The organism is Streptomyces sp. NPDC005485, assembly GCF_040606085.1.
Taxonomy (GTDB): Bacteria; Actinomycetota; Actinomycetes; order Streptomycetales; family Streptomycetaceae; genus Streptomyces.
This window is the reverse complement of the sequence record NZ_JBEXDZ010000026.1, coordinates 64,207-75,006: the sequence shown is the minus strand read 5'-3', so window position 1 is coordinate 75,006 and position 10,800 is coordinate 64,207. Positions and strand designations below refer to the sequence as shown.

Here is a 10,800-nt window from a genome sequence, read left to right as displayed (position 1 = left end):
AGGGCCGGGTTGGTCCACCCCACCCGGCCGGCCGTGCGTCTGCCTCTGCCGGGCGTCACCGCGCCGTCGGCGCTCCGGTGTCGTTGCGGACCGTGGACCGGGCCGGTTCGGGTCGGTGGACGCCGCGCGGGCGGTAGCCGAGGGCGTCGGTGCGGCCCAGGAGGTCGGCGAGGTACCAGATGATGGCGAGCCACATCTCGGTGCCCTGGAGCCCTGCTTCCGGGCCGGGGCCCGCCGGTCCGGGGCCGAAGCCGAACCCTCGGCCGTCCTGCCAGCGGGGCAGGATCGCGGCCAGCCTGCTCTCGGCCCAGGAACGTATGTCCGCCGACCGGTAGCCCTCACCCCGGCTCCCGTTTCCCAGCTGCCGGGTGCACAGCCACAGAGGGTGGGCCACGTCCAGCACGTTGCACGCGTTGTCCCGGCCGGCGCCGAAGTGCCGGGGATCACGGGCGTGGTCCAGGACCGCGTCCACCACCCGTTCCGGATGCGGAACCGGCAGCCCGAACTGGGCGAACGAGCCGCGGGTGAGCCGGTAGTAGCCGTTGACGACCTGGAGGCGGCCGGTCTCGGCGGACGGGCTGCCCCACATCCCGGTCCACGGGTCGACCCGGGTCAGCAGCCAGCCGAACAGTGACTCCAGCGCACCGGGATGCACACCGCCCTCTCCCTCGTGCCGCAGGTTCCAGTGTGCCGCGGTGGCCCATGCGTCGATCCAGGCCCCGGCTCCCCAGGCGCCCTCCTGCCACGGCAGCCCGTCAAGCCGGGTGACGAGTTGACGGCTCGTCATTTCCTTTGTGCCGCGCACCGGATGGGGAAAGGACAGGCCCAGCAGGTCGAGGGCGTAGCCGGCGGACAGGAGGTGGTAGAGCGCGGGACCGTCCCCGACGAAGCCGTCCTCGTCGGGCGCCGGCAGCACTTCGCCGAGCTCCGGCGTCAGTCCGGTGTCCGGGTCCTGGGCGGCACTCAACCGCTTGCCGTGTTCGTCCGCGGTCAACTGCTCCGGGGCCGAGCCCGTCAACAGGTCGGCGATCTCCACGGCGTCGCAGTGCGCCCGGAGGGTCGGCGTCGCCCCGGGACGGTCAACGTACCGGTCGCCGTCCCAGCACCGGGCGAGGATGTCGGCGGCCTGAGCGCGGGTGGTGTCCGCGAACCGGGTGAGAGAGTCGGCGCCGGAGGGCGCGGGGGATGCCTTGGCACCGCGGCGATCTCGCAAGGGACGTGCCGGGTTCCCGGCGGCCACTGTCCAGGCCGGCAGGTCCCTGGTCACCACCGCACCGGCGCCGATCACACAGTGGTCGCCGATGGTGACACCGTCCACCACGACCACGTGCGAGCCGATCCACACGTCGTCGCCGATCGTGATCCCCCGGCTGGTGTGGGGCTGTTGGAAGACGGGACGGTCGGGTGCCATGGAGTGGTTGAAGCCGAGCAGTGAGGTGTGCGCCCCGATCCGTACGCCGTTGCCCAGGGTGACGGTGCCCCGCACGGTGGCGAACGGGTTCAGCGTGCAGTCGGTGCCGGTGGTCAGTTCATCGGTGACGTAGGCGTGAGCGGCGATGTAGGAGTCGTCGCCGAGCCGCAGCCGGTCGGGGAACACCGCGGCGGACTCGGCGACGTAGCACCGCTCACCGACCTCGCTGTCCCCACCGATCGCCCGCTGCCGCTCGCGCTGGGCGGCACGCTGTTCCTCGGTCGCCTCATCGGCGAACAGCCAGGGGCAGTGGTCGAAGTGCCGCACGCCTGATTCCTCCTGGTCGGTGCTCAACTCGGCCTCAGGACCACGGCCTGGCCCCCCGCGGCGGCCATCGCCACGCTCAGTGTGCTCGCCGAGGTGACGGTCCGTGTGCTCACGACGACGGGCGTCTGGTAGGGGCTGCTGCCCGGCGTTCCGTCGGCGTAGACCGTGGCGGTGTAGGTGCCGCTGCCGCTGCCGAGGAAGGTCAGCGGGATCGAGAGGGTTCGGGCCGTCTCGTCGGTCATCGCCCCCAGGTACCAGGTGCTGCCGCTGCGCCGGGCGACGGCGATGTACTCGCCGATCGAACCGGCGAGGGTTCGGCTCTGGTCCCACACGGTGGGGATGGCGTCGAACCAGGGCAGCCCCGGCCACTTCGACGTGGTGGCGTACTTCGACGGAGCGTCGTACCAGTACAGGAAGTTCAGGGGCTGGTAGTACACCGCGGCCATCGCCATCTGGTGGGCGTTGGTCGTCTGGTCCCGGGACTGGCCGTAGCAGATCGTGTAGTCCATCGGTCCGCCGATGTTGCGGGCGAAGGGCAGGGTGACGTTGTGGCCGGCGGTCGGGAAGCGCTCGTTGCCGCGCACGCCCTCCAGGCTGATCCAGTTGGGATACGTGCGTTCGTAACCGAACGGGCGGACGTCGTCGTGCGTGTCGATGAGCAGCTTGTACTTGGCCGCCGTCGTGGCCCAGGTGATGATCTGGTTCGTCATCGCCTGGGTGCCGTCGTTGATGAAGCCCAGCTTGACTCCGGCGACGCCCCAACTGCGGTAGAGGGCGAACAGGGTGTCCGGGCTGCTCAGGGCGATGCGGTTGACGTAGAGGAGGACGCCGATTCCCTTGCCGGCCGCGTAGGACAGGACCGTGGGCAGGTCGATCGTGGAGATCGGCTGCGTCGCGTCGGTCGTGCTGTTCTCCGGCCCGTACCACCCGGCGTCGTACTCGATGTACTGCAGCCCCCGGGCGACCGCGAAGTCGACGCCCGCCAGTCCGTCGGCGGTGGTCAGGTTGCAGCGGAACACCTTCCCGGGCTTGATCCAGGAGGTGTCGGCGAGGGCGCCCGCCGGGGCCAGGTTGAGCACCAGTTCGGCGTTGTCGACCAGTTCGGCGTGGGTGGAACCGATGACCACGGCGCGCCAGGGCGTGGCGAACGGTGCGGTGACGGTGGAGGTCGTCCGGACCGTTCCGGAGCCGCGCGCCGTGTGCTGCATCAGGTACGCGGCAAGGGTGTTGGCGTTGCCGGAGACGGAACTGAGCATCAGGCGCGGGTAGTTGATCCTGGCGGACTCGCAGACGCAGGCGATGAGCCCGTCGGCGTAGGTGGTGGTGAGCGGGAGGTCGGTCAGCGGGCCGGTGTCCGTGGAGGAGGTTCCGGTGGACGGGACGGAACCAGGCGCCACCGGGTTGTAGGCGTCCTCGTCCCGCGCGCTGTAGACGAGCGTGCCGTCGGGGAAGACGAAGGTCGTCAGTTCGCCGGCGACGGTGACGGGGCCCCGGTCGAGCAGGACGTAGCGGAACGCGACGCCTGAGGCGTAGGCCCGGATCTGCACCCCGAAGTTGACGGAGGTGGCGGTGTCCCGCAGGTTCCAGCGCATCTCCTGGTAGGTGTCGGAGACGGTCGCGTTGCGCCCGTACACCGGGTTCCACGTCGTGTCGACATGCCAGTGCTGGTAGTTCGTCACTGCGACGTCGGTGCCGAGGGTGGTGCCGTCGCTCAGTCGCAGGCCCATGGCGGAGGTGTCAACGACCGTGACGCCATCGCGTCTGGCCGACCACGTCAGCGCACCGCCGGTCAGCGACATCGTGATGCTGGTGGCGCCGTCGAGCGAGGTGGCGGTGACAGAGGCGTCGGCGGCCTCGGCCGGATGCGTGGCCCCGACGCCCAGGGCGGCCGCCGCGGCGGTGACGGCGGCGCCTTTGAGGATCCCTCGGCGGGAGGGCTCCCGGCGTTCTGGAACGGTCACGGCGTTCTCCTCGCTACAGCAGGCCCATTCAAACAAACTCGACCAGCAAGTAACAGATTCTGGCTGCGGCGAAGTTCTAACGTCTCATCATCCGTAGCGTCAACCCCTCATACACACAGGACGGATGGTCGAAATTTCGGACAGAGCGGATGGGGGTCAAGAACAAACAAAATCGATCGAAATTCTTGACGTCATGGTTCCCTCACCTCTCTCATTGGTCCCCGCCAGGTGGCAGGGACCCGCCTGCTCGGATCGGAGAGGGAACAGCATGTTCAAGGGAACATCTCGTTGCCGGCCGGCCGATGGCGCAGAGCCGGCGCCGCCCTTCTGGCGCTGCTCGGCGGCGTCGCGGCCCTCCTGCTTCCGGCGACCGAGGCGCACGCCGCCACGGTGTCTTTCACCACGGGTGGCGCACGCACCGACCAGAACGGCAACACCCTGCAGCTGCACGGCCTCGGCATCATCAAGGTGGGAGACACCTGGTACGGCTTCGGCGAGGACAAGACCGGCGAGACCTCGTCGGACACGTCCTTCCAGGACATCACCTGCTACACCTCGACCAACCTCGCCGACTGGAGCTACCAGGGCCAGGCCCTGAGCAGGCAGAGCAGCGGGGACCTCGGCCCCAGCCGCGTCGTGGAGCGGCCCAAGGTCATCTACAACAAGTCGACCAGCACGTACGTGATGTACATGCACATCGACAGCACGAACTACTCCGAGGCAAGGTCGGTGTGGCGACCAGCAGCACCCCGTGCGGCCCGTACACCTACCGGGGCAGCTTCCGGCCGCTGGCCAACCTCAGCCGTGACCTCGGCCTGTTCCAGGAGACCGACGGCACCGCCTATCTGCTGAGCGAGGACCGCAACGACGGCCTGCGCATCGACAAACTGTCCGCCGACTGCCTGTCCGTGGACAGCGCGGTGGCGGTACTCGGCGCCGGCGGCGGCAACAGCGTCGAAGCGCCTGCCATGATCAAGAAGGACGGCACCTACTACGCGTTCGGCTCCCACCTGACGGGCTGGAGTCTGAACGACAACATCTACGCCACCGCCACCTCGCTGAGCGGCCCATGGTCGGCCTTCCGGAACTTCGCCGCTCCCGGGCACCCACACCTACGGCAGCCAGACGGCGAACGTCATCACCGTCCAGGGCACCTCCGGCACCACGTACCTCTACGCCGGCGACCGCTGGGACACCTCCGACCTCGGCTCGTCCAAACTGATCTGGCTGCCGATGACCATCAGGGGCACGACGGTGAACGTCGGTCAGTACCCCACCTGGTCCCTCGATGCCGACGCCGGGACCTGGACCGCCGACAGCGGGCTGCCCTCCTCGGAGGTCCACACGCTGACCAACGGCAACAGCTCGATGGCGATGGACGTGGCGAGCGGCTCCACGGCGAAGGGCGCCAAGATCATCCAGTGGTCGTCCAACGGCGGCGCCAACCAGCAATGGACCCTGACGAAGGTCGCGGACAACGTCTACACGCTCAAGAGCGTGAAGAGCGGCCTGTGCCTGGACGTGCCCAACCAATCGACCGACGGCGGCGTCCAGTTGGAGCAGTGGACCTGCAACGGCGGGACCAACCAGCAGTGGTTCCTCGACCTGGTCGGCAGCTACACCGGCAGCACGTACATGCTCACCGGGGTGGGCAGCGACCTGCACATCGGTGTCGCGGGCTCGACCACCCAGGGCGCGGCCGTGGACCAGGAGACGGGCACCGGCGCGAGCAACCAGCAGTGGAGCATTTCCTGACCTGTCACAGGGTCGGTCGCCGTGCGGCGGCGAAGCCCCGGTCCGCTCGGCGTTTCGAGCGGACCGGGGCTTCGGGCAGCGGCGGATCGCCGAACGGTCAGCCGACCGCGCGTACGGCGTCCAGGATGAGGGCGGCGACCTCCTTCGGCTGCGAGACGGCGACGGCGTGCGAGGCGCCCGCGATCTCGACGACGGTCGCGCCGGCCCGCTCGGCGCCGAAGCGCTCGACCTCCGGGTTGATGGCCTGGTCCGCGCCGGCGACCAGCGCCCACGACGGCTTGGTCTGCCACGCGGCGGCGGAGGCCGTCTCCGTGAACGCACCGGCCGCGAGCGGGCGCTGAGCGACCGCCAGGACCTTCGTGACGTCCGCGGGCACATCGGCCGCGAAGACGGACGGGAAGGCCTCCGCGGTGATGGTGACCTCGGCGGCGGGGTCACCGGCCGCGACGGGGTACGTCCACTGCTTCAGGTTGCTGACCAGCGGCGAGTCGGGGAAGCGGCCCTGCAGCTCGCCGAGGCTCTCGCCCTCTTCGAGGACATAGGCGGCCACGTAGACCAGGCCGACCACGTTCTCCGTGGTGCCGGCCACGGTGATCAGCGCGCCGCCGTAGGAGTGGCCGACGAGCACGACGGGACCGTCGATCTGGGCGGCCACGGAGGCGACGTAGGCGGCATCGGCAGCGAGGCCGCGCAGCGGGTTGGGCGGGGCGATCACCGGGATGCCCTCGCTCTGGAGTTCGGTGATGACGCCGGACCAGCTGGTCGCGTCGGCGAACGCGCCGTGGATCAGGACGACGGTGGGTATGGAGGTGGTCATGTGCAGATCTCCCGTGTTCAGGCGGTGTGCAGGGCGGCGCGCAGGGTGCCGGTGGCCAGCGTGATCGCGGCCTCGGCGGCGTGGGTCTCCCGCAGCGCGTTGAGCATGACGAAGTCGTGGATGATGCCCTGGAAGCGCACGGCGGTGACCGGGACACCGGCCTCGCGGAGCTTGTTGGCGTACGCCTCGCCCTCGTCGCGCAGCACGTCGGCCTCACCGGTGATGACCAGGGCCGGGGGCAGCCCGGTGAGCTGCTCGGTGGTGGCGCGCAGCGGGGACGCGGTGATCTGGGCGCGCTCGGCGTCCTCGGTCGTGTACTGGTCCCAGAACCACTGCATGCCGTCGCGGCGCAGGAAGTAGCCGGTGGCGAACTGGTGGTAGGAACCGGTGTCGAAGCTCGCGTCCGTGACCGGGTAGAACAGCACCTGCTGCACCAGCGGGACGTCGCCGCGCTCCTTGGCCATCAGGGTCAGCGCGGCGCTCATGTTGCCGCCGACGGAGTCTCCGGCCACGGCGAGCCGCGCGCCGTCGAGGCCCTTCGCCGCGCCTTGCTGGACGACCCACTGGGCGACCGCGTAGTTCTGCTCGATGGCGACCGGGTAACGCGCCTCGGGCGAGAGGTCGTACTCGGGGAAGACCACGGCCGCGTTCGCGCCGACGGCGAGCTCGCGCACCAGGCGGTCATGGGTGTGGGCGTTGCCGAACACCCAGCCAGCACCGTGGATGTAGAGGATCACCGGCAGGGTGCCCTCGGCACCGGCCGGCTTGACGATGCGTGCTCGGACGCTGCCCGTCGGGCCGCCCGAGACGGTGATCCACTCCTCGTCGACGGCGGGCTTCTCGATCTCCGAGGACTGCACCTCGTCGACCGCCTTGCGTCCCTCCGCCGGGGCCAGGTCGAACAGGTACGGCGGATTGGCGGTCGCCTCCGCGAAGGCGGCAGCCGCGGGCTCCAGAACCGGCTGAACCGGCTGAACCGGTTCGACGGAGTGGGACATGTGCATCTCCAGAGGTTTCATCGGTGTGCCGGTCCTTCCGGCGGCAAGCTGCACGAACAAGTGACGCAGAGTGCCGCGGACCGTCGCCCCTCACGCTAAATCCATTCCGCGGGCACACGTTGCCCACGAGTGCACTGCTGCTGGTCCCACAGTGCACGGAACGTGCGGGTCCCGCAGCGCACGGAAAAACGCCCTGCGCAGAGCGCGGAACGACGCCCGAAGTCACACACGGACCGGCGACCTCTCCGGCCGGGGCGGTTATCGAACAGGTTCTGGTGCGGCGGCTGCCCGATCATCGAAGTTCTGGCGCGCTGCCAGGACTTGCCGGGCGTGCTCCACGGACCATGCGCCGATGGCGCTGGTCAGCCGACCGGCCTCGACTCCGAGCTCGGTGAGTCCGTATTCCACGCGTGGCGGAACGGTGGGGTAGACCGTGCGGTTGACGAGGCCGTCGCGTTCCAGCGCGCGCAGGGTCTGGGTGAGCATTTTCTGTGTGATCCCGTCCAGGAGGCGTCGCAGTTCGCTGAAGCGCATCGGTCGCTCCTGCCGACGGAGCGCCGCCAGGACGTACAACACCCACTTGTTGGCCAACATCTCGACAACGGTGCGCGAGGGGCAATCACGGCGGTAGGTGGCGGCCCACGCCTCGGAGGCCTCACTCCTGATGGTTTCCATGAGGTACCTAGATATCAATCAGGTGCCTACTTCACAAGAGAAACCGCTGTGGTCGAGGATGGTGATCGAAATCGGCCGAGCCGGCCAACAACCGGAGGAGAGTGCCCGTATGACCACCCGTATGCGTGCGGTCAGCCAGCGCAGCTACGGCGGCCCCGAAGTTCTGGAGCTCGTCGAGACCGCCCTGCCGACGCCGGGTCCGGGCGAGGCGCTGGTCCGCGTCTCCGCGGCCGGAGTGAATCCGGCCGACTGGAGGATCCGTTCCGGAATGGTGCGCAAGTTCGGTGACCCGCCGTTCACTCTGGGACTGGATCTGTCCGGAGTGGTGGAGGCGGTCGGCGAGCAGGTGACGCGATTCCGGCCCGGCGACGAGGTGTACGGCTGCGCATTTCCGCCCCACGGCACCTACGCCGAGTACGTAGTCGCACCGGTCGAAGCGCTTGCCGCCGCGCCGGCGAGTATCGACCATGTGCACGCCGCGGCACTGCCGGTCGCGGCGCTCGCCGCCTGGCAGCCGCTCGTGCGGGTCGCCGCGGTCGGCACCGGGCAGCGGGTGCTCATCCACGCGGCAGCCGGCGGGATCGGCCATCTCGCCGTGCAGATCGCCAAGGCGTGCGGCGCCTACGTCATCGGCACCGCCCGGGAGAGCAGACACGCGTTCCTGCGGGACTTGGGCGCCGACGAACTCATCGACTACACCACCACCGACTTCGCAGCGGTCACCCATGACATCGACGTGGTCCTGGACCCGATCAGCGGCGACTACGGACCCCGATCGCTGGACACGCTCACGCCGGGTGGAATCCTCATCGACGTGCGGGGCACCGGACCCGACCGAACCGCCGTCCGGGAGCAGGCCAGGGCGCGCGGTCTGCGGTTCGTCGAGTTCGGGTTCACCCCGTCCGGCGCCGATCTGGAGAGCATCACCGATCTGGTGGAACGCGGCAGCCTCCGGGTCGTCGTCGATCAAGTCCTGCCGCTGGAGGACGCGGCCAAGGCGCACGAACTCAGCCAGACCAACCATGTTCAAGGCAAGATCGTTCTCACTCCTTGGTGATCGGGAGGCACCTTGAGGCGTGCCCGGTGGGGCATGCTGAGGGTGCGCTCACGCGCTCTATCGCGGTGACAGGGGGCCCGGTTGGTGTTACGCATTCACTTCACGGCGGAAGACCTCGCCCGGACACGGGTGGCCGCGACGATCGGCGTCGCGGCGGAGATCTACTACAGCCTGGAGCTGCTGAGGGAGAAGCGGGACCTTCTTCACTTGCGCTCATGGCGGTCGGCGGTCGCGGGCCGGATGGGAGCGGACACGCGCCCCCTGACATCCCTGGTTCCGGTGCGCGGTCCGGGACTTGATCTGCTGGCCCTGATGGGTGATGTGCCTTCTCCGGACCACGCCGTGGACAACCTGCTGCACGCCCCGGCGTCCCGGCTGCGACGCGAGTTCGAGGGTCTCGACTTCCATCCCCGACACCTGTCATGGGCGAGGCGGGTGTCCGAGGGGGACCGCGACGCGCGGCGGGAGCTCGCCGAGGCCGTGCGCGCATGCCATCGGCTGACCGTGGAGCCCTACTGGGACCGTGGACGGGCCGAACTGGTCGCGCTCTCCACCCGTTGCGCGAACCTGGTGCTGGAGGGAGGCATCGACCTGCTGCTGCGTTCCGTCTGCGCACCACTCGTCCGCTGGCGTCCGCCGGTGCTCGAAGCTCCCTACCCGCGACAGGTCGAGGTGCGCCTTCGGGGCAGGGGACTGATCATCACGCCCACGGTCTTCTCGAAGCACCCGGTGAGCTTCCTGTGGGACCCGCTCGACACCGCCCAGCCACCCCGGCTGACCGTACCTGCCCTGCGCCGGCCGCTGACCGGTACCGGACCGGCAGAACCGGACGGCTCCACCGTCCGGAACCTGGAGTCCCTGCTCGGCCGTACGCGAGCCGCCGCACTGCGGGTGACAGCGGAAGGCTGCACGACGACCGAGCTGGCACGCCGTCTCGATGTCACGGCCGCAGCGGCCAGTCAGCACGCCACAGTGCTGCGGAACACGGACCTCATCACCACCAGTCGCCGAGGCGGGTCCGTGCTGCACCTCATCACCCCCCTCGGGCTGGCCCTGTTGCGAACCGGCGCCCTGACGGAGCGGTGAGCCCCGGGAGCGCAGCGGCATCAGCCCGGCGGGCCGAGCGTCGCCCCGCTCGGGTGCCACCTGGTTCTCGTGACGAGGTGCGCGACGGGACGAGGTGCACGAGTCGCCGCGCCTGCTGACGTGGCCCCCTTTAAGCCCTGGCTTAAGAGATGGGCCGCAGGTGGCCGGCCCGCCCAGGATGTGAAGCCGCAACCGGCTCATCCCAACTCACCCGCCCCATCCTGGAGTTCATATGCAGACTCATCTCGCCGCCGCTCTCGGTTCCGTCGTGCTGACCGCGGGCACCTTGTTGGGCGCTCCCGCCGCGAGCGCTCAGGTCGCCGACTACCCCGTCACCCCTTACGGCCCCATCACGGTCGGGAACACGTGGACGACGGGCACGATCACCTGGTACAACCGGTCGGTCGTGGTGACGGGGACGCACAAGTCGGTGAGCGCGGCCGGCCCGGAGTACTGCCGGCGCACCTGGGCGTACACCTACAACGCGGCCGGCGAGAAGCTGGGCTCGGCCGGCTCCGCCTCTTCCGACACGGCGTGCGGTACGTCCAAGAACTTCAGCTTCCAGGTTCCGGCCGATGTCCCCGGCGGAGCCGCACTCGTGCGCGTCTGCCTCGATGACGGCAATCTCAGGGACCTGCTCTGCAAGCCTGTCTGGCGGCCCTGATCGCTCCTACCGCCTGAAGAGCAAGACAGATCTACTGATCTGTGGAGGG

Annotated in this window: 9 protein-coding genes and 1 pseudogene; 5 read left to right on the top strand and 5 right to left on the bottom strand. The window is 69.4% G+C overall.

Annotated features, from left to right (window positions below; genetic code table 11):
• Window positions 1-55 precede the first annotated feature (55 nt).
• Together ABZS97_RS12075 and ABZS97_RS12070 are read right to left on the bottom strand one after the other, a co-directional pair.
• Window positions 56-1,765: an acyltransferase gene (locus tag ABZS97_RS12075; RefSeq protein ID WP_356136484.1), complete on the bottom strand. Its 1,710-nt coding sequence runs from the start codon at window positions 1,763-1,765 to the stop codon at window positions 56-58.
• Window positions 1,762-3,699: a glycoside hydrolase family 97 catalytic domain-containing protein gene (locus tag ABZS97_RS12070; protein WP_356136482.1), complete on the bottom strand. Its 1,938-nt coding sequence runs from the start codon at window positions 3,697-3,699 to the stop codon at window positions 1,762-1,764. Before ABZS97_RS12070 ends, ABZS97_RS12075 begins: the two co-directional genes overlap by 4 nt.
• 149 nt (window positions 3,700-3,848) lie before the next feature.
• Here ABZS97_RS12070 and ABZS97_RS12065 point away from each other — a divergent pair.
• Together ABZS97_RS12065 and ABZS97_RS12060 are read left to right on the top strand one after the other, a co-directional pair.
• Window positions 3,849-4,718 (top strand): annotated as a pseudogene (locus ABZS97_RS12065) (family 43 glycosylhydrolase); the annotation flags it as partial.
• Window positions 4,719-4,932: 214 nt separating this feature from the next.
• Window positions 4,933-5,454 (top strand): RICIN domain-containing protein, encoded by a 522-nt coding sequence (locus tag ABZS97_RS12060; protein ID WP_356136480.1) that lies wholly within the window; start codon window positions 4,933-4,935, stop codon window positions 5,452-5,454.
• 97 nt (window positions 5,455-5,551) lie between these two features.
• On the opposite strand, the gene ABZS97_RS12055 is transcribed toward ABZS97_RS12060, so the two are convergent.
• From ABZS97_RS12055 to ABZS97_RS12045, 3 genes are all read right to left on the bottom strand, one after another.
• Entirely contained in the window at window positions 5,552-6,271 is a 720-nt protein-coding gene (locus ABZS97_RS12055; protein ID WP_356136478.1) for an alpha/beta hydrolase, read from the bottom strand.
• A 17-nt stretch (window positions 6,272-6,288) separates the two neighbouring features.
• A complete protein-coding gene (locus ABZS97_RS12050) occupies window positions 6,289-7,269 on the bottom strand; it encodes an alpha/beta hydrolase (RefSeq protein ID WP_356136490.1) in 981 nt (326 codons plus the stop codon).
• Window positions 7,270-7,527: 258 nt separating this feature from the next.
• Window positions 7,528-7,863 carry a helix-turn-helix domain-containing protein gene (locus ABZS97_RS12045; RefSeq protein ID WP_356136476.1) on the bottom strand — a complete coding sequence of 112 codons (336 nt, stop codon included), beginning with the start codon at window positions 7,861-7,863 and terminating at the stop codon, window positions 7,528-7,530.
• A 190-nt stretch (window positions 7,864-8,053) separates the two neighbouring features.
• Here ABZS97_RS12045 and ABZS97_RS12040 point away from each other — a divergent pair, with 190 nt between their 5' ends.
• The 3 genes from ABZS97_RS12040 (at window position 8,054) to ABZS97_RS12030 (ending at window position 10,751) form a co-directional block, all read left to right on the top strand.
• The gene (locus tag ABZS97_RS12040; RefSeq protein WP_356136474.1) at window positions 8,054-9,001 is read left to right on the top strand and encodes an NADP-dependent oxidoreductase; all 948 of its coding nucleotides are present in this window, start codon (window positions 8,054-8,056) and stop codon (window positions 8,999-9,001) included.
• Between the two features lie 84 nt (window positions 9,002-9,085).
• A complete protein-coding gene (locus ABZS97_RS12035; RefSeq protein ID WP_356136472.1) occupies window positions 9,086-10,087 on the top strand; it encodes a winged helix-turn-helix domain-containing protein in 1,002 nt (333 codons plus the stop codon).
• A gap of 232 nt (window positions 10,088-10,319) precedes the next feature.
• Window positions 10,320-10,751, top strand: a complete 432-nt coding sequence (locus ABZS97_RS12030; protein WP_356136470.1) for a hypothetical protein — start codon at window positions 10,320-10,322, stop codon at window positions 10,749-10,751.
• The last annotated feature ends 49 nt before the right edge of the window (window positions 10,752-10,800 follow it).

Bases quoted from the DNA above. Each gene is read 5' to 3' on its own strand.
- ABZS97_RS12040 (WP_356136474.1), top strand. From the start codon at position 8,054: ATGACCACCCGTATGCGTGCGGTCAGCCAGCGCAGCTACGGCGGCCCC.
- ABZS97_RS12030 (WP_356136470.1), top strand. From the start codon at position 10,320: ATGCAGACTCATCTCGCCGCCGCTCTCGGTTCCGTCGTGCTGACCGCG.
- ABZS97_RS12045 (WP_356136476.1), bottom strand. From the start codon at position 7,863: ATGTTGGCCAACAAGTGGGTGTTGTACGTCCTGGCGGCGCTCCGTCGG.
- ABZS97_RS12050 (WP_356136490.1), bottom strand. From the start codon at position 7,269: ATGTCCCACTCCGTCGAACCGGTTCAGCCGGTTCAGCCGGTTCTGGAG.
- ABZS97_RS12055 (WP_356136478.1), bottom strand. From the start codon at position 6,271: ATGACCACCTCCATACCCACCGTCGTCCTGATCCACGGCGCGTTCGCC.
- ABZS97_RS12060 (WP_356136480.1), top strand. From the start codon at position 4,933: ATGACCATCAGGGGCACGACGGTGAACGTCGGTCAGTACCCCACCTGG.